The sequence below is a fragment of the Sporosarcina sp. 179-K 3D1 HS genome (assembly GCF_047228905.1).
GTDB lineage: Bacteria > Bacillota > Bacilli > Bacillales_A > Planococcaceae > Sporosarcina.
This window is the reverse complement of sequence record NZ_JBFEGI010000001.1, coordinates 245,069-267,565: the sequence shown is the minus strand read 5'-3', so window position 1 is coordinate 267,565 and position 22,497 is coordinate 245,069. Positions and strand designations below refer to the sequence as shown.

The window sequence follows — 22,497 nt, the reverse complement described above, 5'->3', positions numbered from 1 at the left end:
GAAGTCAACGGCTGGTGAATATTAAGCTGTATGTATGCGATCCTTTTATTTTAATTTAACTGCACTCTACGTTTTTCTTTGAGAGGAGGTGACTGATTTGTCAACAGTACTTGAGCGTGTAACGAAAGTTGTCGTCGACCGTCTAGGCGTCGATGAGAGCGAAGTGAAAGTGGAAGCTTCTTTCCGTGAAGATCTCGGGGCGGACTCTTTGGACGTCGTGGAACTTGTCATGGAATTGGAAGATGAGTTCGATATGGAGATTTCCGATGACGATGCCGAGAAAATCTCGACAGTCGGCGATGCGGTAACGTATATCGAAGCTAAAGTAAATTAACGGGTAAAACCGGCGGAGACTCTTTCATCCTTTCATTCATCGAAAGGTGTGAAAGCGTCTCTTTTCACTTTTGCACTAATCAGGGCAAAGGGGTAAAATTAGAAGGAACATGTAAGGATTATGTAAGGAAAGGCAGAATCGTTATGACCAATAGACGACATCACCACAGACCAACGAATGGAACGTTGCCGGCAGCAATCCGTAAGAAGTTCGAGGAGCTCCAAACGAACTTGGATATCCGGTTTTCCAATGAATCTCTTCTGCACAACGCATTTACCCACTCATCTTACGTCAATGAACATCGGAAAAAGAATTTCACCGATAATGAGCGGTTGGAGTTTTTAGGCGATGCTGTCCTGGAACTCGGTGTATCCCGGTTTTTATATGCTACTGAACCTACGATGACCGAAGGGGAGTTGACCAAACTGCGGGCGGCAATCGTCTGCGAACCATCCCTTGAGAAATTTTCAAATGAACTAGGGTTCGGGCAATATATCCTTTTAGGGAAAGGGGAAGAGCAGACAGGGGGCCGGATGCGCCCGGCTTTACTGGCGGACGTATTTGAAGCCTTTGTCGGCGCACTCTATCTGGATCAAGGCATGGAGGCCGTTACTTCTTTTTTAGAGAAAATTGTCTTTCCGAAAATTAGCGTCGGTGCTTTTTCGCATATGATGGATTACAAAAGCCGTCTGCAGGAAATCGTGCAGCAGACAAATAGTGGGTCTCTTCATTATGAAATCATCGAAGAGAAGGGTCCAGCACATGCGAAAAAGTTTGTCACAGTCGTGCGCCTCGGGGAAGAGGAAATGGGGACCGGCATTGGGAAATCTAAAAAAGAAGCTGAACAGGAAGCGGCCCGACATGCTATCGTGAAACTGGAAAGCCAACAGGCTGAAAGGGAGAGCTGATCGTGTTTCTTAAAAGACTAGAGATCATCGGCTTTAAATCGTTTGCCGAACGGATCGGCATCGATTTCGTCCCAGGTGTCACCGCCGTAGTGGGGCCAAACGGCAGCGGTAAGAGCAACATAACGGATGCTATCCGCTGGGTTCTCGGTGAACAGTCGGCGAAATCGCTGCGTGGCTCGAAAATGGAAGACGTCATTTTTGCCGGAAGCGATTCAAGGAAGCCGTTGAATTTTGCAGAAGTGACGCTTGTGTTGGATAATAGCCAAAACCTTTTCCCGTTGGATTACACGGAAATCAGCGTGAGCCGGCGTGTTTTCCGTTCCGGGGAAAGTGCTTACCTCTTGAATGGACAACAATGTCGGTTGAAAGATATCAACGATGTCTTTATGGATTCAGGTGTGGGAAAAGAAGCGTTTTCCATTATTTCCCAAGGCCGGATCGACGAGATTTTGAACAGCCGGCCTGAGGATCGCCGCACGATTTTTGATGAAGCAGCAGGTGTCTTGAAATATAGAACAAGGAAAAGGAAAGCTGAACATAAGTTATTCGAAACGGAAGATAACTTGGATCGTGTCTTGGATATCCTGAAGGAGCTCGACACAAGGATTGGCCCATTGGAAAAAAGCGCACAAGCTGCCAAAACGTATAACGTGCTTTCGGAAGAGATCCGGGAGTTGTACGTCCGTCTACTGAATTTGGATACAGGCAAACTCCGGGAGGAAATCCTTCAAACTTCCAATCAGGCCAATCAGTTGCAACAGGAAAAAGAACAGTATGAAAATGCTGTCCATCAAGTGGAACAACAGTGCACGCTCTTCAAACAACAACTGGCTAAAGTGGACGAGGAAGCGGAAAAATTGCAAGAAAAGCTCGTCACAGTTAGTGCGGAAGCTGAAAAATGGGAAGGCCGGCGCTTATTATCCCTTGAAAAAACGCGGAATGCCGAACAGCAGATAGTCCGCTTGCAAACAGAGTTAGACAGTGCAGTGACAGAGCAAGGACAGTTAACCGGAAAAATCGGTCCAGCACTTAAGCAATTGGAGAAGACCGAAGAGGAATATAAACGAATCGCCACGGAATTGGATGCCATATCCCAAATTTTGAAACGATCGGTAAAAGAAACAGAGGCTGAAATCGAGGAACTAAAATCGCTTTATATTGACCGTCTAAATGAAGAAGCGACCCTTCGCAACGACTTGAAACATCTTGAGGAACGGTTGGAAGGGGAGAGAACCTCCTCCGAAAGAATACTCCAGCAAACTACCCTCTTGCGTGAAAAACTTCAGGAGTTGAAGGGCGATAGACAAGCGAAGGCAGAATCGCTTTCTCAGTTAAAGCAGCACTATGCTGCCGGAGAGTCGGCTTATCGAAAAGCTAATCAATCCCTTCAGACTGCTGAAAAGGAACTTGCATCCCAGCAGGAAATGATGCAGAAGGCGCTTAATCGCCAACATGAAATGAGTGGACGTGTTCGGGCGCTGGAAAGCATGGAGGCCGATTTCTCAGGGTTTTATTCGGGCGTCAAGGAAGTGCTTTTGGCAAAACGGTCCGGCAAGCTGTCCGGCATTGACGGGGCGGTCGCTGAATTGATTTCCGTGGATGCACAATTTGTGAAAGCGGTGGAAACGGCTTTAGGCGGGGCACTGCAGCATCTTGTCACCGCAACGGAAGCCGAAGCGAGAAAAGCGATCGGCTACTTGAAATCAAAAAATGCAGGTCGGGCGACATTCCTTCCGAGGGATGTCATGAAGCCACGGACCGTCCCGGCGGCAAGTCTAAATTCGGTGAAGCAGCATCCGGAATTTATTGCCACTGCGGACCAGCTCGTTCAGACAAATGAGGCCTATCGGGGCGTCACTGAAAATCTTCTTGGTAATACACTGGTCGCCAAAACACTTACTGGAGCCTCTGCGATCGCTAAACTCCTGAATTATCGCTTCCGTGTCGTGACGGTTGACGGAGATATCGTCAATGCGGGAGGTTCTCTCACTGGAGGAGGCGTGAAAGGCCAAGCCTCCGTGTTCACTAGAAAAGCGGAGCTGGAGACGTTGAAAACGCAATTGCTGCGTATGGAGGAATCACTGAAAGTCGCCACCCGGAAAATGGGCGATACAAAAATGGATGTCGCCAAGTGGATGCAAGAGTCTAATCATTTGCGGGCCGAATTGGAGCAACACCAAATTGGCTTGAATGCCACCGAATCGGGAATCCGGGAAATTGACATTACCATCAAATCGATCGAGCAGGAAATAGCCGTTACCGAAAAAGGAAGACAAGGGGCGGAACATTCCGGTTCTGAGCTAATGAAAAAGAAGAAAGAATGGCAGGAAAAGCATCAGCAGGTGAAAAAAGAGCTGGAGTCCATTCAATCCGAAGTCCAGACTTTGGAGCGCCTGGCAGCCGACCGTCGCAATGAAGAAGCAGCTCTCATTGCCAAACAGAGCGGTCTTCGGGAACGTTCCGCCGTCCTACGGGAACAGAAAACATATCAGCAAGCTTCCATTGCCGCGATGGAGGCATCGGCCGAACAGTTAACCAAAAAGATCGCAAGCTTGCAGGAAGAATTACAATTTTTCCATGATCCTAACGAAGGTGGAGAGTTGACGGCCGACGAAATTAAAGAGCGGATTGAAGTGGCAGTACAAGAAAAAAACTCCATAGAGCAGACATTAATTCAGAAAAGGGAAGCAAGAAGCTCCTTATCCAAACAACTTGATCAAAAAGGGACAGAACTCCGCCAATTGCGTGACAAGGCAGGGCAGGCGGTTTCTGCTTTGAACGCGGTCAATGTGGCCTTGTCCCGTCTCGAAGTGAAGTATGAAGGGGTCACCCAGCGTCTGTTGGACGACTATGGACTTTATCCAGAGGTCGGATTTGTGCCGAACTTCGATGAACAGCAAACACGGGAGCGGGTAGAACTGCTGAGAAGCGAATTGGACGCCTTGGGGCCGGTCCATCAAGGGGCCATCGCGGAATTTGAAGAAGTGTCGGAGCGGCACCGCTTCCTCAGTGAGCAACGCAATGATCTGCTCGAAGCAAAAAGTACTTTGCAAGAGGCAATGTCCGAAATGGACCGGGAAATGAAAGCCCGGTTTTCCACGACGTTTGGTGCAGTTCAGCAACGGTTCCGCCATGTTTTCCGTGAAATGTTCGGTGGCGGAGAAGCTGACTTGACATTAACGAACCCCGATGATTTGCTTGAGACGGGGGTCGACATTATGGCACGGCCTCCCGGGAAGAAATTGCAGAATCTCACATTGCTATCCGGTGGAGAACGGGCTTTGACGGCCATTGCATTGCTTTTTTCAATTATCGAAGTACGTCCGGTCCCATTCTGCATATTGGATGAGGTGGAGGCGGCGCTCGATGAAGCGAATGTCATCCGCTATAGTAAGTATTTGAAGAAATTCTCGGAAAAAACACAGTTCATCGTCATTACACACCGGAAAGGGACAATGGAAGGAGCAGACGTGCTGTATGGAGTGACCATGCAGGAATCGGGCGTATCCCGTCTGATTTCCGTCAAGCTGTCCGAAGTTCCAGAAGGGGCCATCATGTAAAGGAGTCGATCAGGAATGTCTTTTTTTAGAAAATTGAAAGAGAAAATAACGGGGACGAATGAAGCGGTAACAGATAAATTTAAAGAGGGATTGTCCAAAACGCGCAACCAGTTCACTTCGAAAGTGAATGATCTCGTAGCACGATTCAGAGAAGTGGACGAAGAGTTTTTCGAAGAACTGGAAGAATTGCTCTTGCAAGCAGACGTCGGTTTCGAGACGGTCATGGAATTGATCGACCAATTGAAAATGGAAGTGCAACGGAAAAATATTAAAGACACGGCAGGCATTCAATCGGTCATCTCGGAAAAATTGGTCGAAATCTACAAGGCGGGCGAAGAGCTCGATAATAGCCTGAATATCCAGGAGGATGGGTTGACGGTTGTGTTAATGGTCGGTGTCAACGGCGTTGGCAAGACAACAACCATCGGGAAACTGGCAGCCCGTCTGATGGCTGAAGGGAAAACAGTCATGTTGGCCGCAGGTGACACGTTCCGTGCAGGCGCCATCGATCAGTTGGTCGTCTGGGGAGAGCGGGCTGGCGTAGAAGTCATCCGGCAATCGGAAGGATCCGATCCAGCAGCCGTCATGTACGATGCGATCCGGGCGGCCAAAAAGCGGGATGTCGATGTTCTCATCTGCGATACTGCTGGTCGGCTGCAGAATAAAGTCAACTTGATGAATGAACTGGAAAAAGTCCATCGCGTCATTGGCAAAGAAGTGGAAGGGGCTCCGCATGAAGTGCTCCTTGCCCTCGATGCGACGACTGGTCAAAATGCACTCATCCAAGCGGAGACGTTCAAAGAGGCGACCGATGTGACGGGCATTGTCTTGACGAAGCTGGACGGCACGGCAAAAGGTGGTATTGTGCTCGCGATCCGCAATAAACTGCATATCCCAGTCAAGTTTGTAGGGTTAGGCGAAGGCGTTGATGATCTACAGCCGTTTGATCCGGAAAAGTACGTTTATGGGCTTTTTGCCGATGGTTTGGAAAAGGAACTGGAAGAAGAGGACAAGTAAATTTACTTGACAGTGTTTCGCTGTCATACTATGATGACAGGGGAAGAAGCGGGAGGCAAAACAGATGGTGCTTGAGAAAATGACACGTATTAATTTTCTCTTCGATTTCTATCAATCATTGTTAACAGAGAAACAGAGACATTATATGGAATTGTATTATCTGGATGATCTTTCGCTCGGTGAAATTGCAGAGGAATATGGGGTATCGCGTCAAGCCGTATATGATAATGTGCGGCGAACCGAGACGATGCTCGAAGACTATGAAACCAAGTTGAATTTATTCGCCAAATTTCAGAGGCGGGTGGAAATCGTGGAACAGATCGACCAGCTGCTAGAGGGCGAGGATGATCGGACGAATGCCATCCGGAAATTGGTGAACGCATTAAAAGAACATGAGTAGGAGGCAGCCTGCATGGCATTTGAAGGATTAGCCCAGCGCCTGCAAGGGACGCTTCAAAAGATAACGGGCAAGGGGAAAATTAGTGAAGCTGACGTCAAAGAGATGATGCGGGAAGTGCGTTTTGCATTGATCGAAGCGGACGTCAACTTGAAAGTGGTAAAGGAATTTGTAAAAACGGTCAGCGAGCGCGCTGTCGGCCAAGATGTCATGAAGAGCCTGACACCCGGCCAGCAAGTCGTGAAAATTGTCAAAGACGAACTGACCAGTCTGATGGGGGGAGAACAGAACCCTATCCAATTTTCCCGGAAATCACCGACTGTCATTATGATGGTTGGTTTGCAAGGGGCGGGTAAAACGACGACGACCGGTAAATTGGCAACGATTCTTCGCAAACGCCATAACAAAAAACCGCTTCTCGTCGCGGCAGACGTCTACCGGCCAGCCGCCATTCAACAATTGGAAACGTTAGGAAAACAGCTGACCATGCCGGTATTCGCGCTTGGAACGGATGTTTCGCCAGTCGAAATCGTTCGGCAAGCATTGGAAGAGGCGGAAAGGGAACATCACGATGTGGTCATCATTGACACGGCAGGGCGCCTCCATGTGGATGAGGAACTCATGCAGGAGCTGAGGGATATCCGCGAATTAAGCAATCCGGATGAAGTATTCCTCGTCGTCGATGCCATGACCGGACAGGATGCAGTCAACGTCGCCCAAAGCTTCAATGAAACGATCGGCATCACGGGTGTCGTCCTGACAAAATTGGACGGCGACACCCGAGGTGGGGCAGCTCTTTCAATTCGTTCAGTTACCCAAAAACCGATCAAATTCGTCGGGATGGGTGAAAAAATGGATGCCTTGGAGGCATTCCACCCAGAGCGGATGGCATCCCGGATCCTTGGTATGGGCGATGTCATGTCCCTCATCGAGAAAGCACAGGAAAATGTCGATGAGGAGAAGGCAAAAGAGCTGGAGCAAAAATTACGGACCCAGACATTCACATTGGACGATTTCCTTGACCAACTCCAACAAGTTAAAAAGATGGGACCGCTCGATGAACTGCTGAAAATGATGCCCGGTGCCAATAAAATCAAAGGGCTGGAAAACGCTAAAGTCGACGAAAGCCAGATGGGTCGAGTGGAAGCAGTCATCCGCTCCATGACCATCCCGGAGAGGACCACGCCGGAAATCATCAACGCCAGCCGCAAGAAACGGATCGCCAAAGGTTCCGGAACCTCCATCCAGGAAGTCAACCGTCTCCTAAAGCAATTCGAAGAAATGAAGAAAATGGTCAAACAAATGACCAACATGCAGCAAAAAGGCAAAAAGAAAATGAAAATGCCGGGATTTGATTCGTTTTTTAAATGATTTGGTGTTTCCGCTAACAGAGCGAAGGCGCCTTCCAAGCGGTAGCCGGAGCAATAAGACAGGCAGGCGGTTTTCCTGCCTGGCTTATTGTGGGAGGCATCCGCAAGCGCCGGAGCGTGTTAAAGGAAATCACCCATTTTCAAAGAATTTTTAGGTGTTAAGAAAAAACACTTTACAAACATCGGAAACCTTGATAATATACTATCTTGTGTGAAACTATTCGGAGGTGCAAGAAAAAATGTCAGTTAAAATTCGTCTAAAACGTATGGGAGCAAAAAAATCTCCTTTCTATCGTATTGTTGTTGCGGACTCACGTTCACCACGTGACGGCCGTCAAATCGAAACAGTGGGAACTTACAACCCATTGACAAAACCAGCGGAAGTCAAAATCAACGAAGAGTTGGCTTTGAAATGGCTACAGAACGGTGCAAAACCTTCTGATACAGTCCGCAACCTGTTTTCTGACCAAGGCATTATGGAAAAATTCCATAACGCAAAATACGGCAAATAATCAGGAGGGGTGTACATGGAGCAGCTGATTGAAACAATCGTCAAACCGTTAGTCGATTATCCCGGGGATGTCCGGGTCACAATGGATGAGCAGGATTATCGCATCATCTATAAACTTTCCGTGAACCCGGAAGACATGGGGAAAGTAATCGGAAAGCAGGGACGTGTGGCGAAAGCGATACGTACAATTGTTTATTCAGCGGCAAGCAGTCACCACGGTAAGAAGGTTTTTGTCGACATCATCGATTGACCGCAACATTCATATGTCTGGATATCAAAAAGGGAGGAGCCTATGTTCCTTCCTTTTTTGTCTAACAACCTATCAGAGGATGGTGTACGAGATGAATTATTTCAATGTAGGGAAAATCGTCAATACACATGGCATACGGGGAGAAGTCCGTGTCATTTCGCGCACCGATTTCCCGGAAGAACGATATGCTCCCGGGAGCCGTTTAGCATTGTTCATGCCTAACAGCAAAACGCCGATCTATCTAACCGTCGCGAGTCATCGACAACATAAGAATTTTGATTTGTTGACGTTTGAGAACCATCCGAATATCAATGACGTGGAAAAGTATCGGGATGGTATTTTGAAAGTGTCTGATGACCAGCTCGGCGAATTGGAAGAAGGGGAATTTTATTACCACGAAATCATCGGGTGCACCGTCTATACGATGGAGGGAACAGAACTCGGGAAAGTGACCGAGATCCTGGAAACTGGAGCAAACGACGTTTGGACGGTCACCCCGGAACAAGGTAAACCGCATTACATCCCATATATCGAAGACATTGTCAAAGAAGTTAATATCGATGAGAAGAAAATCGTCATCGAACCGATGGAAGGGCTGTTGTCTTGATGAAAATCGATGTGTTGTCATTGTTTCCGGAAATGTTCGAAGGCGTGCTCCACTCGTCCATCATGAAGAAAGCGCAAGCGAATGACGCGGTGACGTTTTCGGTGACCGACTTCCGCGATTACTCCACGGATAAGCATCGCAAAGTGGATGACTATCCATACGGTGGTGGAGCGGGAATGGTATTGAAGCCAGAGCCGCTCTTCGGTGCGATAGACGCACTCACTGCAGATTTGGAGAAGCCGCCGCGTGTGATCCTTATGTGCCCGCAAGGAGAGCGGTTCACCCAGAAGAAGGCGGAGGAACTATCGTCGGAAGAGCATTTGATCTTCATTTGCGGGCACTACGAAGGGTATGATGAGCGGATTCGGCAACATCTCATTACGGACGAATTATCGCTAGGTGACTTTGTCTTGACAGGCGGGGAACTTGCAGCCATGGCGATTATCGACAGCGTTGTCCGCCTTCTGCCGAATGTACTCGGCAATGCGGACTCCCCTGTGCTCGATTCGTTTTCAACGGGTTTGCTCGAACATCCACAATATACGAGACCTGCTGTTTTCAATGGCATGGATGTACCTGAAGTCCTACTATCGGGCAACCACGCTGAAATCGATAAATGGCGGGAAGCGCAGTCGCTCATCCGTACATATGAGCGACGACCGGATCTTCTCGAAAACGCACCATTGACCGATCATCAACGCAAGCTATTGGAGCAATTGAAAGACAAGAAAAATTGAACGGAGAACCTTGCACACCTTTGGCTTGTATGGTACTATCTACTATGTACTTCTTTGAGAAGTGCATACTGACTGATGTTCCGCTGCAAAGGCAAGAGGTGCAAGAGCATCTGTGGAGAAGGAGAGAAAACTATGCAAAATCTTATTGCAGAAATCACAAAAGATCAGCTTCGCACTGATCACCCAACTTTCCGTGCAGGAGACACAGTTCGTTTGCACGTGAAAATCGTTGAAGGAACGCGTGAGCGTATCCAGCTATTTGAAGGTGTCGTCATCAAACGTCGTGGAGGCGGAATCAGTGAAACATTCACAGTCCGTAAAATCTCCAACGGTGTAGGCGTTGAGCGTACATTCCCTGTACACACACCGAAAATCGCTAAACTTGAAGTGACACGCCGTGGTAAAGTACGCCGTGCGAAATTGTACTACCTTCGCAGTCTGCGCGGAAAAGCTGCACGTATCAAAGAAATTCGCTAATAGCAAAACATCAAGATTCGGGGGCCGGCCATTCGGCTCCCTTTCTTTTTGCCTCGGAAAAGAATAGATTGTACAATAAGGTGTAGAAGGATTCGGGAGGCTTTGTCTATGAATGAAAATCAAGAGAAAAAGAAGAAGAATGAAACATGGGAATGGATGAAAGCGTTACTGATCGCCTTTGGCTTAGCGGCCATCATCCGGATATTCCTGTTCACCCCCATAGTGGTGGATGGTGAATCGATGATGCCGACATTGGAAGACGGCGATCGGATGATTGTCAATAAAATTGGTTATACGATCGGGGAACCGGATCGGTTTGACATTGTCGTATTCCACGCACCTGAACAAAAAGATTATATCAAGCGCGTGATCGGTTTGCCGGGCGATACGGTGGAATATCGGGATGACGTCCTCTATATTAACGGGGAACCGTACGATGAACCATACCTTGACAAAAACAAATCTGAAGTACCGAATCCTCCTTTGACAGAAGATTTTACGTTGGAAGAAAAAATCCAAAGTATGACTGTCCCGGAAGGGCATGTCTTCGTAATGGGAGACAACCGGAGGAGAAGTAAAGATTCCCGGCATATTGGGGCGGTAGCAATTGACGAAATCATTGGCAGCACCAAATTTGTCTTCTGGCCTATCAAGGATTTCGGATCAGTTGATTAAGGGAAGGGGTTACAAATCGTGACAATACAATGGTTTCCGGGTCATATGGCGAAAGCGCGCCGTGAAGTGACCGAGCAACTGAAATTGGTGGACATCGTTTTTGAATTAATCGATGCTCGCCTCCCGCTATCTTCCCGAAATCCGATGATAGATGAAGTGATTCACCAGAAGCCGCGACTGCTGATCCTGAATAAAATGGATCTTGCAGATGAGACGGAGACCGCCCGTTGGATCCGTCATTTTGAGGAGCAGGGTGTCCGTGCTGTCGCTATCAATTCATTCGAAGGAAAAGGGCTGCAAACCGTGACAAAGGCGGCTAAGGAAATTTTGGCACCAAAACTGGAGCGGATGCGCAAACGGGGAATTCGTCCGGGTGCCATCCGAGCGATGATCGTCGGTATTCCGAATGTCGGCAAATCGACGCTAATCAATCGGCTGGCCAGGAAAAACATAGCGAAGACCGGTGATAAGCCCGGCGTGACAAAAGCACAGCAATGGATCAAGTTCGGCAAGGAACTGGAGTTGCTGGATACGCCGGGCATCCTCTGGCCGAAATTCGAGGATCAGGAAGTCGGATACAAATTGGCTCTGACTGGCGCCATCAAAGATACGATCGTAAATATGGAGGATTTGGCAGTATTCGGGCTTCGGTTCCTGGAAGCCCACTATCCGAATCGTTTAGCCGAACGCTATGGTCTAACTACGATCGACGATGACATCCTTTCCATCTTCAATCATATCGGAGAGCTCCGGAAAGTATATGCGACGGGCGGAGAAATCGATTATGACAAAGTAGCCGAGTTGATTGTCCGCGACATCCGCAATGAACAACTCGGAAAGTTGACATTCGACTTCGTCTCGGAATGATCAGCATATAGAATAAAGGCCGTTGCCAATGGGGCAATCGGCCTTTTTCGTCTGACCCGGTCGAAAAGGGAAATCGTTTACCGATATAATAGAATAAAGAAAGTACGGGAGATGGAGAGGGGATTGCAATGAGTACCATTAAAGAAATTGTGGAACGGCTACAGGCGACAGAGGAACGCGAGGATTGGATGAGGGGACTTCATGCCGACCCGCGTGCTGGAGTGAGAGCGGCTCTGCATCGTTGGGAGCGGCAGTATGAGAAGAAAAAGAAAATCCGCGAGGAACACGATAGAAAATGTGCTTTTGACATGGCGTATGCCCCCTATGACGGCGCATTAGTAGCGGGCGTGGATGAAGCCGGGAGGGGGCCACTCGCGGGGCCTGTCGTCACTGCTGCAGTCATATTGCCGAAGGAAACGCCCGAATTGGTCGGACTTGATGATTCCAAGGCTATTCAGAGAGTGGAGAGGGAACGGCTTGCACAAAAAATACGGGAAGTGGCCATTGCCTATTCTATCCATACACAGCCAGTAAACAAAATAGATGAAATGAATATCTATGCAGCGACACGGGATTCGATGGAACAAGCGGTGAAAGGACTGGTGATCCAGCCCGATATCGTGCTCGCCGATGCCATGGCATTGACTGTACCTTGTCAAACCGAGTCCATCGTCAAAGGGGATGCGCAGAGTCTGGCGATTGCCGCCGCTTCCATATTGGCAAAAACGACAAGAGATGCTTTGATGGACGAGCTGCATGAGCGGTATTCCGTCTACCAATTCGGGAAAAACGCTGGCTATGGGACAGCTGAGCATTTGGAGGCACTTCACTTGTATGGTCCGTGTGACCAACATCGGGCGTCGTTTGAACCAATCAAGACGATGTTGAAGGGAAGGAGGCAAGACCTTGGACTATCCGATCAAGACGCCGTTGTCCGGACTTCCGACAGCGGCTGTCTCTCAAAACAGGCCGCTACTGCTAAATGAAGGGCAATTATTCCATGGACAAGTGAAGCAATTATTCCCTGGACAAATGGCGGAAGTGCAGATCGGAGCCCATAAGTTAGTTGCCAAATTGGAAGTGCCGATGAAAGCAGGAGACGCATATTATTTCCAAGTAAGTGCAGTGAAGCCTGAACTCCAATTGAAAATCATTTCTGGACCTCTCCAAGGGGGGGAAGGCCAAGGGAGGCAACTGGGCGCCTTGTTGGAAGCGATGCAGTTGCCGAAGACGGCGGAAATGCAGTCGCTGCTCGCTTTCGTCATGAAGCAGAAATTGCCGATGACCCGGGATCAATTGTTGGCAGCGGAGCAATTGGTGAAATTGGTTCCTCGCGCCCAATTGCCTGAGGCGTTGGCGACCATTCAAAAACTGGTTGATGTCAAGTTGCCGCTAACGGAAAATCACTTTAGATCTGTATTTGGCGTGCAGGCAAAGGAAGGGCTTCATTCTGCGCTACAGTCATTTTCAAATGCCGTAGTTGCGGATTCAACCGTTGCACCCCAGACGAAAGAATCGATCCTTGCACAGCTCGGAAGGGTGTCTCAGCCACTTGGGCAAGCGACAGGAGGAGCACTCCTTGGACAGGCTATTCTAACATTAATCAATCCGGAAGAGACAGCGGAAACGAAGTTCAATGTCTTACAACTGTTGAAAAGTGCAGATATTCTACCTCCTCGCACCTCTTTGGCTAATATCCAGCAAGTACTAACTTCCTTGCAAGCCGAGGAAGGACCTGTCCGCCCCATGACCAATACGCCCTCGGCAGCAGCGCCGATTCAGATGCCGCAAGCGGCTGCTACAGGTACTGTGGAAAGTCCAAAAGCCACTGTTGCACAAACAATAAGTCAAACGGCTCCCACAGTTGCAACCTCAAAGCCGGTTTTACAGCAACTGTCGGAAATTGTAAGGCAAGTGGCTTCTGCTCCTCAGGATCAATCAGCCGTACGGTTAGAAGGGATTAAAGAGCAAATGGCAAAGGAAACCACCCTGAGCCAACCGCAAAAAATGGAGTTGACATCAATCGTCGATCGAGCTATGCAATCGCCACCTTCCGCCGAAAATACAGCACGATTCATTCAACAATTAAGCCAAGCCATTTACCGCATCACTGCACAACAAGCGATCGCAGAACCGTTTGCAGCCGTTTCCGGACAAACGCCGGGCGAGCGGCTCGCCGCCTTAACGGGACAGCAAGGGACTGAACGTTTGGAATCCCTTATCCGGCTGGCGGAGCGATCTGACAACCCTGTGATGCAAAAAATGGTGCAGGCTGCCGAAACGGCGATGGCCAATGCGCTGGATGGGAGAACTATAAAGGAAGCGATCCAAACAGTCGTCCGATCGTTCGGCCTTCATTATGAAGCGGAATTGGCAACGAAAGAACCAGATATTCCCCGGTTGGCAGAATCATTGAAACCGCAATTGCTGGCGTTGATGAGAGACACTGCCGTGACACCTGCAGTACGTGAGATGGCAGAGGCTCTCGTCATGCGAATGAATGGTCCGCTCATCCAATCGGGAGAAGTCGGGGTACAACATCAACTTGTCATGCAGGTGCCGCTTGAGCTGTTTGGTCGGAAAATCGACTCAACGCTGCAATGGTCTGGCAGAATGAAAGAAGATGGAAAAATCGATCCCGAGTATGCGAGGGTATTATTCTATCTCGATTTGGAATCGATTGAAAAAACGGTCATCGATATGCAGGTCCAGAACCGCATTGTGAGCGTCACGATTTTCAATGAAGATGACACCTTAAAAGCAATCGGAGCACCAATGTTGGACATGCTGAAAAAAGGTTTAGACCAAGCTGGTTATACATTGTCGGGTGTATTCTTCAAGCCGTTCGCTGAAGAAGTGAAAACTGAAGTTAAAAAAACAGCCCCTTTTAATATGGATAGCCAAGGAGTTGACTTCCGCATATGACCGACGAACGCCATATCCGTAAAGAGGCAGTTGCCCTCTCCTATGATCCGAATGCCGGGGATGCACCGAAAGTGGTGGCCAAAGGGAAAGGGAAAATCGCTGAAAATATATTGGAAAAAGCGAAAGAACATAATATCCCAATCCAAGAAGATCCAAGTTTAGTCGAAATTTTAGGACAATTACAATTGGATCAATCCATCCCTGAAGAACTGTATCTGGCTGTCTCTGAAGTGTTCGCTTACATTTACCGCATCGACAGAGAACACGGGTTGAGAAAGAAAGAGTAGGGTCCGAATTTGAAATAAAAAAATTGTGAACTTTTTTCGGCAAATATCTACATTCGGCATTCAATTGTGGACAATGTTTGACATGTTTACTACAATGGATAAGGCAGTAAATTATGAGACAGTAGTTCGATGGGAGGATTTAAGATGAATATCCATGAATATCAAGGTAAACAGCTACTTAGAGAATATGGTGTAGCGGTTTCAAACGGCCTTGTTGCTTTTTCACCGGAAGAAGCGGTAAAAGCGGCGAAGGAACTCGGTACGGACGTCATCGTTGTTAAAGCACAAATCCATGCAGGTGGACGCGGGAAAGCAGGCGGTGTCAAGATTGCAAAAAATCTTGATGAAGTGCGTGCATATGCAAAAGAATTGATTGGTAAAACGCTAGTAACTCACCAAACAGGTCCAGAAGGTAAAGAAGTGAAACGTCTTCTAATCGAAGAAGGTTCTGATATTAAAAAAGAATACTATCTAGGACTCGTTCTCGACACATCAACAGACCGTGTAACATTAATGGGTTCTGAAGAAGGTGGAATGGACATCGAGGAAGTTGCGGAAGCAACACCTGAAAAAATCTTCAAAGAAATTATCGATCCAGTTGTTGGATTAACAGGATACCAAGCACGTCGTATGGCTTTCAACATGAATATTCCTACTCATCTTGTAAACAAAGCAGTTAAATTCATGCTTGGTCTTTACCAAGTGTTCGTTGAAAAAGACGCGTCAATCGTTGAGATTAACCCACTTGTAGTTACAGGTGACGACGACGTTCTAGCACTTGATGCGAAATTCAACTTTGATGCAAACGCTTTGTACCGTCATAAAGACATCTTGGAACTTCGTGACTTTGACGAAGAAGATCCGAAAGAAATCGAAGCTTCCAAGTATGACTTAAGCTACATTTCCCTAGACGGCAATATCGGCTGTATGGTTAATGGTGCGGGTCTTGCAATGGCAACGATGGACACGATTAACTACTACGGCGGATCACCGGCAAACTTCCTTGATGTTGGGGGCGGTGCAACTGCTGAAAAAGTTACAGAAGCGTTCAAGATCATCCTTTCCGACGAGGCTGTTAAAGGGATTTTCGTTAACATCTTCGGTGGAATTATGAAATGTGACGTTATCGCAGAAGGTGTTATTGCTGCTGCGAAAGAAGTTGGAATTCAAGTTCCGCTTGTTGTACGTCTCGAAGGTACAAATGTTGACAAAGGTAAAGCGCTATTGAACGAATCAGGACTTAACATCATCGCTGCCGATTCCATGGCGGACGGTGCACAAAAGATTGTTGAACTCGTAGGCTAAGAAAGGCAGGGACAAACGATGAGTATTTATATTAACAAAGATACAAAAGTTATCGTACAAGGAATCACAGGTTCTACAGCACTTTTCCATACGGAACAAATGCTTGAGTACGGAACAAAAATCGTCGGCGGTGTAACACCTGGTAAAGGTGGAACAGAAGCAGCAGGCGTACCTGTATTCAACACGGTTGAAGAAGCGGTAAAAGCAACAGGCGCAAACGTTTCGGTCATTTATGTACCGGCTCCATTTGCAGCAGACGCCATCATGGAAGCGGTTGACGCTGAACTTGACATGGCAATCTGTATTACAGAACATATCCCAGTTCTTGACATGGTCAAAGTAAAGCGTTACATGGAAGGCAAGAAAACACGTCTTGTCGGTCCGAACTGCCCAGGAGTCATCACAGCAGACGAATGTAAAATCGGCATCATGCCAGGGTATATCCATACAAAAGGCCACGTAGGCGTTGTATCACGTTCTGGAACTTTGACGTATGAAGCTGTTCACCAGCTTTCACAAGCTGGTATCGGTCAAACGACAGCTGTCGGTATCGGCGGAGACCCAGTAAATGGAACGAACTTCATCGATGTTCTTAAGGAATTCAATGAAGATCCTGAAACATATGCAGTCGTCATGATTGGTGAAATCGGTGGTACAGCAGAAGAAGAAGCTGCTGAGTGGATTGCTGCGAACATGAAGAAACCAGTTGTTGGCTTCATCGGCGGACAAACGGCTCCAGAAGGAAAACGTATGGGCCATGCGGGTGCAATTATTTCAGGCGGAAAAGGGACAGCTGCTGAAAAAATCAAAGCACTTAACGCTGCCGGGGTAGAAACGGCAGACACTCCATCGGTTATCGGTGAGACGTTAATTAAAGTGATTAAAGAAAAAGGTCTGTACGAAAAGTGTAAAACACATTAAGATGTAGATGCAGCGTATTTCCATGCGCTGCATCTTTTTGCTTGCAGAGCAAATGGTGAGCCTGTGGTAGATTGATAGGATAACACGATCCCCGACAGGTGAAAATGTATAGCGGAAAAGGAGGAGTTCCATGGACTTGACTGAGCAGGAAAGACGTCTGCTAGCGCTTCATTACGTCTATCCCGTGCCTTGGAACAGGTTGAAAAGACTTTTCGAGACCGATCCCACTCTCGAAAAATTGCATGCGTACCGGTCGGGTCAGTTGGCCGATTTACTGGACATGCCTTTTCAGAAAGCGGAACGGTTGAAAGACAAGCTGCGGCAACACAAGACCATCCCCTTTGATAAGCTCTACGAACGGGAAAATATCACCCCCATACCGTTCACTCACCCATCTTACCCTGATTCATTACAGAACTTGATTGACCCGCCTGCCGTCCTTTACACGAAAGGCGATTGGACAATTTTAAGAAAATCACCTAAGATAGCGATTATCGGCTCGAGGAAAGCGACAAACTATTCACTGGAAGCGCTTTCAACTATCGTGCCTCCGCTTGTGGAACATGAAATGGTCATCGTTTCCGGCTTGGCCAAGGGTGCGGATGCCATGGCACATGAAGCGGCGTTAGCTTATGGAGGCCATACTATTGCTGTCTTAGGGCACGGCTTGTTCCATCTTTACCCTAAAGAAAATGAGCATTTGGCGAAGAGGATGGAAAAGGAACAACTACTGATAACCGAATATCCACCCTATGTCAGACCGGCCAAATGGACATTTCCTATGAGGAACCGGATCATCAGCGGATTGTCCGATGCCATCATCGTCACAGAATCGACAGAAAAAAGTGGTACGATGAGTACCGTCATACACGCCCTTGATCATGGTAAAGATATTTTTGCCGTGCCCGGGCCGATAACATCCGCATTATCCCTAGGACCGAATAGGTTATTACACGAAGGTGCGCAACCCCTTTGGAACGGTTTTCAAGTCGTCGGATCACTCGTTTCTGACCGGTAATCACAACGCCTCCTTATATCAATTACGCCTCGGCGGAATTGCGTCCGGATTTTTTTCGAGCGAGCTCGAAAAGCCTCCCCTAAAAAATCCGTGACATCCGCCGGAGGCTTAAAATTAACTCAGCAAATTCCCGATATGATTTACTGAGTTAATTTAAAACCTTGCATTTCTGAACAATCTAGTATACATTTTGCAACAGATATTCTTTTGAGTCATATATCAAAAGGAGGAGCATAAAACGGGACGATCTGGGAAACTCGCTTCCACCGATCCCGGACTTGCAAAAACCTTCTAAATCACGTACCGACTAAATATAGAGAACCTCTATAAGGAGGCAGATTAATGGCAGACTACTTAGTGATTGTAGAATCACCCGCTAAGGCGAAAACGATTGAGCGTTATCTCGGGAAAAAATATAAAGTGCGAGCATCACTTGGACACTTGCGAGATCTTCCGCGCAGTCAGATGGGGGTCGATACGGAAAATAACTATGAACCAAAATATATTACGATCCGTGGCAAGGGCCCCATATTGCAGGAATTAAAAAAAGATGCGAAAAAAGCGAAAAAGATTTTTCTGGCGGCCGACCCCGACAGAGAAGGGGAAGCCATTGCGTGGCACTTAGCACACCAACTCGGTGTAGATACAAATTCGGATTGCAGAGTCGTGTTCAATGAAATTACGAAAGATGCAATAAAGGAATCTTTTAAAAATCCACGGCCGATTGATATGGATTTGGTGGATGCTCAGCAAGCGCGCCGGATTTTGGATCGGCTCGTCGGGTATAATATTAGCCCGATTTTATGGAAGAAAGTAAAAAAGGGGCTTTCAGCGGGAAGGGTTCAATCTGTAGCCCTCCGATTGATCATCGATCGGGAAAATGAAATTAAGAACTTCATCCCCGAAGAGTACTGGAGTATCACCGGACTCTTCGATAAGGACAAGAAAGAATTTGAAGCGGCATTCTATGGGGATGCCAAGAAAAAAGTGAAGCTGACGAATAAGGAACAAGTGGATTCGATTTTGGATAGCCTTAAAGGGGACTCCTTCACTATTGCAAACGTCGTGAAGAAAGAACGGAAACGGAATCCTGCCTTGCCGTTCACTACATCGTCTTTGCAACAGGAAGCCGCAAGGAAATTGAATTTCCGTGCTAAAAAGACGATGATGCTTGCACAACAGCTGTACGAAGGGATCAATCTTGGCAAAGAAGGAAGCGTCGGACTCATCACCTATATGCGTACCGACTCGACACGGATTTCCGATACTGCGAAAGACGAAGTGAAGGCATTTATCCAAGAAACGTATGGGAGCGATTATGTTTCCCGTTCGACTCCTGCAAAAAAAGGGCCAGGGAATGCGCAAGACGCCCACGAGGCAGTGCGGCCGACTTCCACATTGCGGACGCCGAATGAGTTGAAGGCTGTGTTGTCCCGGGATCAGTTGCGGCTTTACAAACTGATTTGGGAACGTTTTGTGGCGAGTCAGATGGCGCCGGCGGTCTTGGATACGGTATCTGTGGACCTGGTGAATGGCGATGTACGTTTCAGGGCGAACGGCTCTCAGGTGAAGTTCCATGGGTTTATGAAGGTATACGTGGAAGGCGAAGACGATCAAGTGGAAGAAAAGGATAGGATTCTTCCGCCGCTAGTAGAAGGGGAACATATCAAATTCAGTAAGATTGATCCGAAACAGCACTTCACCCAGCCGCCACCGCGATATTCCGAGGCGCGTCTCGTCAAAACGTTGGAAGAGCTCGGGATTGGCCGTCCTTCCACCTATGCTCCGACGTTGGATACCATCCAAAAACGTGGCTATGTCACATTGGATGCAAAGCGATTTGTCCCGACTGAATTGGGGGAAATTGTCCATCAAGCGGTGAATGAGTATTTTCATGATATAATTAATATAGAGTTTACGGCACAAATGGAAAAAGGGCTCGATAATGTCGAGGAAGGCAATGTGAAGTGGGTGCAGGTTATCGATGATTTTTATCGGGATTTCGAGAAGCATGTGCAAGTCGCAGATGCTGAGATGGAAAAAATCGAAATCAAAGATGAGCCTGCCGGCGAAGATTGTGAAAAATGCAGTTCGCCGATGGTGTACAAGTTGGGCCGATACGGGAAGTTTATGGCTTGCTCGAATTTCCCTGATTGCCGCAATACGAAGACGATCATGAAACCGATCGGCGTGACCTGCCCATCCTGTAAAGATGGCCAGGTGGTAGAGCGGAAAGGGAAAACGAAGCGGGTATTCTATGGATGCGACCGGTATCCGGAATGTGAGTATGTGTCATGGGATAAGCCGATAGCCCGCCCTTGCCCTAAATGTGAAAGCACACTCGTTGAAAAACGACTGAAAAAAGGTGTGCAAATCCAATGTACGGCATGCGATTATAAAGAAGATGCACAGGAATAAAGAAAGTGGAGGGCGTTGTCTGGTCCTGACAACGCATGAAGAAACAATGGAAGTGCCTTAATTTCTGCAAAGTTCGCAGAAATACGGCAAATCAACCCCTTCGAAGTTTGAAACTGTGCCTTAATTTCCGCAAAAGCGCGGAAATACGGCAAATCGGACCCTGCGCAGTCCGATTTGCTGTTCGAAAACGGTGCCTTAATTTCTGTAAAGTGCACAGAAATACGGCAAATCGACCCCTTCGCAGGTCGATTATAAATTAATTTAGGTAAAGAAGGTGACGGGATGACACCCATCGTAAATGTCATAGGCGCTGGGCTTGCAGGAAGCGAGGCAGCGTGGCAAATCGCCAAACGCGGGGTGAAGGTCCGCTTATATGAAATGAGGCCGGTAAAACAGACGCCTGCCCATCACACAGACAAATTCGCAGAACTCGTCTGCAGCAACTCCTTACGGGCTAACAATTTAACCAATGCAGTCGGTGTCATAAAAGAAGAGATGCGAAGACTCGACTCGCTCATTATCAAAGCGGCTGATACGTGTGCTGTGCCGGCGGGAGGAGCTTTGGCGGTGGATCGCCATGAATTTGCCGGGAATGTGACGGAATCGATCCGGAACCATCCGATGATTGAAGTGATCCATGAGGAAGTGACGACTATTCCAGAAGGGATAACGATTATCGCCTCCGGCCCATTGACATCTCCTGCGTTAGCAGAACAGATTCGTAGCCTAACCGGAGAAGAATATTTATACTTCTATGACGCGGCAGCGCCGATTATTGAAAAAGATTCGATTGATATGTCGAAAGTCTATCTGAAGTCCCGTTACGATAAAGGTGAGGCAGCCTATTTGAACTGTCCGATGGATGAGGAAGAATTCGAGCGTTTCTATAACGCCCTTGTTTCTGCGGAAGTCGTTCCGTTGAAAGAATTCGAAAAGGAAATTTACTTTGAAGGCTGCATGCCGATCGAAGTACTGGCATCACGCGGAGAGAAAACCTTGCTGTTTGGAGCATTGAAGCCGGTCGGTCTCGAACATCCTGAAACGGGGAAACGTCCGAAAGCGGTTGTACAGCTCCGCCAGGATGACGCAGCCGGCACGTTGTACAACATCGTCGGTTTCCAGACCCATATGAAATGGGGAGATCAAAAAGAGGTAATCAGCCTTATCCCGGGATTGGAGAACGTTGAAATTGTTCGTTACGGCGTCATGCACCGCAATACATTCATCAACTCACCTCGCGTTTTGGATGCGACCTACCAGTTGAAGTCCAATGGTCAATTGTTCTTCGCGGGTCAAATGACGGGGGTGGAAGGTTATGTGGAATCTGCAGGATCCGGCTTGATTGCGGGTATCAATGCTGCTCGGCTAGCCTTGGAAGAGGAACCTATTGTTTTTCCGGCAGAAACTGCATTGGGAAGTTTGGCTCGATACATTACGGAAGCCGACCCAAAGAATTTCCAACCGATGAACGTCAACTTCGGACTCTTCCCTGATCTTGGCGAACGAATTAAATCGAAAGTGGAACGAGCGGAAAAACATGCAGATCGGGCATTGACAGCACTAGCTGAATTTCAACCGACCTTCATGTAGTGAAAAATAGAAGTCCGGGTCTTTGACCAAAGGGCTTCTTTTTTGTGTGTAAAGACTATATTTAAGTTTGATAAAATTTATTGATTGTCAATACTGTCGTTGGAAAAAGGGTAAAATAACAATTTGTACTAATTTGACCAAGTTCTATTATTTGAATTGTGTCTAAAAAACGACAACGTTGCCGGAGGTCAGACATCTTAGGGTTAGAGAGTTGCCTGGAGTCCGTCAACTATTGTATAGTGATTCGTGGATGACTTTCGAATTTCTAGATTAGTCTTCATTTTCAAGTTATTGAGAATTGTTTAATCAAATCACTTCCAAAG

The 22,497-nt window shown here is 47.6% G+C and carries 21 protein-coding genes; all 21 read left to right on the top strand.

The features are described from left to right. Nucleotides 1–97: 97 nt before the first annotated feature. The 21 genes from AB1K83_RS01355 (at nt 98) to trmFO (ending at nt 22,174) form a co-directional block, all read left to right on the top strand. Complete coding sequence (locus AB1K83_RS01355; RefSeq protein ID WP_413056349.1) at nt 98–334, top strand: acyl carrier protein; 237 nt, start codon at nt 98–100, stop codon at nt 332–334. Between the two features lie 143 nt (nt 335–477). Further along, entirely contained in the window at nt 478–1,242 is a 765-nt protein-coding gene (gene rnc / locus AB1K83_RS01350; RefSeq protein ID WP_413056348.1) for a ribonuclease III, read from the top strand. A 2-nt stretch (nt 1,243–1,244) separates the two neighbouring features. Continuing rightward, on the top strand, nt 1,245–4,802 hold the full coding sequence (smc, locus tag AB1K83_RS01345; protein WP_413056347.1) for a chromosome segregation protein SMC: 3,558 nt from the start codon (nt 1,245–1,247) through the stop codon (nt 4,800–4,802). A gap of 15 nt (nt 4,803–4,817) precedes the next feature. Then, entirely contained in the window at nt 4,818–5,819 is a 1,002-nt protein-coding gene (ftsY, locus tag AB1K83_RS01340) for a signal recognition particle-docking protein FtsY (protein WP_413056346.1), read from the top strand. 64 nt (nt 5,820–5,883) lie between these two features. Further along, complete coding sequence (locus AB1K83_RS01335) at nt 5,884–6,219, top strand: putative DNA-binding protein (RefSeq protein ID WP_413056345.1); 336 nt, start codon at nt 5,884–5,886, stop codon at nt 6,217–6,219. 12 nt (nt 6,220–6,231) lie between these two features. Then, the gene (gene ffh / locus AB1K83_RS01330; RefSeq protein WP_413056344.1) at nt 6,232–7,587 is read left to right on the top strand and encodes a signal recognition particle protein; all 1,356 of its coding nucleotides are present in this window, start codon (nt 6,232–6,234) and stop codon (nt 7,585–7,587) included. A gap of 238 nt (nt 7,588–7,825) precedes the next feature. After that, nucleotides 7,826–8,098 carry a 30S ribosomal protein S16 gene (gene rpsP, locus AB1K83_RS01325; protein ID WP_041074015.1) on the top strand — a complete coding sequence of 91 codons (273 nt, stop codon included), beginning with the start codon at nt 7,826–7,828 and terminating at the stop codon, nt 8,096–8,098. Nucleotides 8,099–8,113: 15 nt separating this feature from the next. Next, entirely contained in the window at nt 8,114–8,347 is a 234-nt protein-coding gene (locus AB1K83_RS01320) for a KH domain-containing protein (protein WP_413056343.1), read from the top strand. A 91-nt stretch (nt 8,348–8,438) separates the two neighbouring features. Beyond that, complete coding sequence (gene rimM, locus AB1K83_RS01315) at nt 8,439–8,954, top strand: ribosome maturation factor RimM (RefSeq protein ID WP_413056342.1); 516 nt, start codon at nt 8,439–8,441, stop codon at nt 8,952–8,954. Continuing rightward, entirely contained in the window at nt 8,954–9,691 is a 738-nt protein-coding gene (gene trmD / locus AB1K83_RS01310) for a tRNA (guanosine(37)-N1)-methyltransferase TrmD (RefSeq protein ID WP_413056601.1), read from the top strand. Before rimM ends, trmD begins: the two co-directional genes overlap by 1 nt. A 132-nt stretch (nt 9,692–9,823) precedes the next feature. Then, a complete protein-coding gene (gene rplS / locus AB1K83_RS01305) occupies nt 9,824–10,168 on the top strand; it encodes a 50S ribosomal protein L19 (RefSeq protein WP_413056341.1) in 345 nt (114 codons plus the stop codon). 108 nt (nt 10,169–10,276) lie between these two features. Beyond that, nucleotides 10,277–10,843 (top strand): signal peptidase I, encoded by a 567-nt coding sequence (lepB, locus tag AB1K83_RS01300; RefSeq protein WP_413056340.1) that lies wholly within the window; start codon nt 10,277–10,279, stop codon nt 10,841–10,843. 18 nt (nt 10,844–10,861) lie between these two features. Then, on the top strand, nt 10,862–11,710 hold the full coding sequence (gene ylqF / locus AB1K83_RS01295) for a ribosome biogenesis GTPase YlqF (RefSeq protein WP_413056339.1): 849 nt from the start codon (nt 10,862–10,864) through the stop codon (nt 11,708–11,710). Nucleotides 11,711–11,838: 128 nt separating this feature from the next. Continuing rightward, entirely contained in the window at nt 11,839–12,696 is an 858-nt protein-coding gene (locus AB1K83_RS01290; protein WP_413056338.1) for a ribonuclease HII, read from the top strand. Then, the gene (locus tag AB1K83_RS01285) at nt 12,617–14,635 is read left to right on the top strand and encodes a hypothetical protein (protein ID WP_413056337.1); all 2,019 of its coding nucleotides are present in this window, start codon (nt 12,617–12,619) and stop codon (nt 14,633–14,635) included. Before AB1K83_RS01290 ends, AB1K83_RS01285 begins: the two co-directional genes overlap by 80 nt. After that, a complete protein-coding gene (locus AB1K83_RS01280; protein WP_413056336.1) occupies nt 14,632–14,922 on the top strand; it encodes an EscU/YscU/HrcU family type III secretion system export apparatus switch protein in 291 nt (96 codons plus the stop codon). Before AB1K83_RS01285 ends, AB1K83_RS01280 begins: the two co-directional genes overlap by 4 nt. A 144-nt stretch (nt 14,923–15,066) precedes the next feature. Beyond that, a complete protein-coding gene (gene sucC, locus AB1K83_RS01275) occupies nt 15,067–16,227 on the top strand; it encodes an ADP-forming succinate--CoA ligase subunit beta (RefSeq protein ID WP_413056335.1) in 1,161 nt (386 codons plus the stop codon). An 18-nt stretch (nt 16,228–16,245) separates the two neighbouring features. Then, nucleotides 16,246–17,148, top strand: coding sequence for a succinate--CoA ligase subunit alpha (gene sucD / locus AB1K83_RS01270; protein WP_413056334.1), 903 nt, complete (start codon nt 16,246–16,248; stop codon nt 17,146–17,148). A 130-nt stretch (nt 17,149–17,278) separates the two neighbouring features. Then, nucleotides 17,279–18,166, top strand: a complete 888-nt coding sequence (dprA, locus tag AB1K83_RS01265; RefSeq protein ID WP_413056333.1) for a DNA-processing protein DprA — start codon at nt 17,279–17,281, stop codon at nt 18,164–18,166. Nucleotides 18,167–18,508: 342 nt separating this feature from the next. Next, nucleotides 18,509–20,584: a type I DNA topoisomerase gene (gene topA / locus AB1K83_RS01260; protein WP_413056332.1), complete on the top strand. Its 2,076-nt coding sequence runs from the start codon at nt 18,509–18,511 to the stop codon at nt 20,582–20,584. A gap of 282 nt (nt 20,585–20,866) precedes the next feature. Then, nucleotides 20,867–22,174: an FADH(2)-oxidizing methylenetetrahydrofolate--tRNA-(uracil(54)-C(5))-methyltransferase TrmFO gene (trmFO, locus tag AB1K83_RS01255; protein ID WP_413056331.1), complete on the top strand. Its 1,308-nt coding sequence runs from the start codon at nt 20,867–20,869 to the stop codon at nt 22,172–22,174. The last annotated feature ends 323 nt before the right edge of the window (nt 22,175–22,497 follow it).

Excerpts from the sequence above, each read along its gene's own strand:
- dprA (WP_413056333.1), top strand. The coding sequence starts at position 17,279 with ATGGACTTGACTGAGCAGGAAAGACGTCTGCTAGCGCTTCATTACGTC.
- AB1K83_RS01335 (WP_413056345.1), top strand. The coding sequence starts at position 5,884 with ATGGTGCTTGAGAAAATGACACGTATTAATTTTCTCTTCGATTTCTAT.
- ftsY (WP_413056346.1), top strand. The coding sequence starts at position 4,818 with ATGTCTTTTTTTAGAAAATTGAAAGAGAAAATAACGGGGACGAATGAA.
- lepB (WP_413056340.1), top strand. The coding sequence starts at position 10,277 with ATGAATGAAAATCAAGAGAAAAAGAAGAAGAATGAAACATGGGAATGG.
- AB1K83_RS01320 (WP_413056343.1), top strand. The coding sequence starts at position 8,114 with ATGGAGCAGCTGATTGAAACAATCGTCAAACCGTTAGTCGATTATCCC.
- sucC (WP_413056335.1), top strand. The coding sequence starts at position 15,067 with ATGAATATCCATGAATATCAAGGTAAACAGCTACTTAGAGAATATGGT.
- AB1K83_RS01290 (WP_413056338.1), top strand. The coding sequence starts at position 11,839 with ATGAGTACCATTAAAGAAATTGTGGAACGGCTACAGGCGACAGAGGAA.
- rplS (WP_413056341.1), top strand. The coding sequence starts at position 9,824 with ATGCAAAATCTTATTGCAGAAATCACAAAAGATCAGCTTCGCACTGAT.
- AB1K83_RS01280 (WP_413056336.1), top strand. The coding sequence starts at position 14,632 with ATGACCGACGAACGCCATATCCGTAAAGAGGCAGTTGCCCTCTCCTAT.
- topA (WP_413056332.1), top strand. The coding sequence starts at position 18,509 with ATGGCAGACTACTTAGTGATTGTAGAATCACCCGCTAAGGCGAAAACG.
- trmD (WP_413056601.1), top strand. The coding sequence starts at position 8,954 with ATGAAAATCGATGTGTTGTCATTGTTTCCGGAAATGTTCGAAGGCGTG.
- rpsP (WP_041074015.1), top strand. The coding sequence starts at position 7,826 with ATGTCAGTTAAAATTCGTCTAAAACGTATGGGAGCAAAAAAATCTCCT.
- trmFO (WP_413056331.1), top strand. The coding sequence starts at position 20,867 with ATGACACCCATCGTAAATGTCATAGGCGCTGGGCTTGCAGGAAGCGAG.
- ffh (WP_413056344.1), top strand. The coding sequence starts at position 6,232 with ATGGCATTTGAAGGATTAGCCCAGCGCCTGCAAGGGACGCTTCAAAAG.
- rimM (WP_413056342.1), top strand. The coding sequence starts at position 8,439 with ATGAATTATTTCAATGTAGGGAAAATCGTCAATACACATGGCATACGG.
- rnc (WP_413056348.1), top strand. The coding sequence starts at position 478 with ATGACCAATAGACGACATCACCACAGACCAACGAATGGAACGTTGCCG.
- sucD (WP_413056334.1), top strand. The coding sequence starts at position 16,246 with ATGAGTATTTATATTAACAAAGATACAAAAGTTATCGTACAAGGAATC.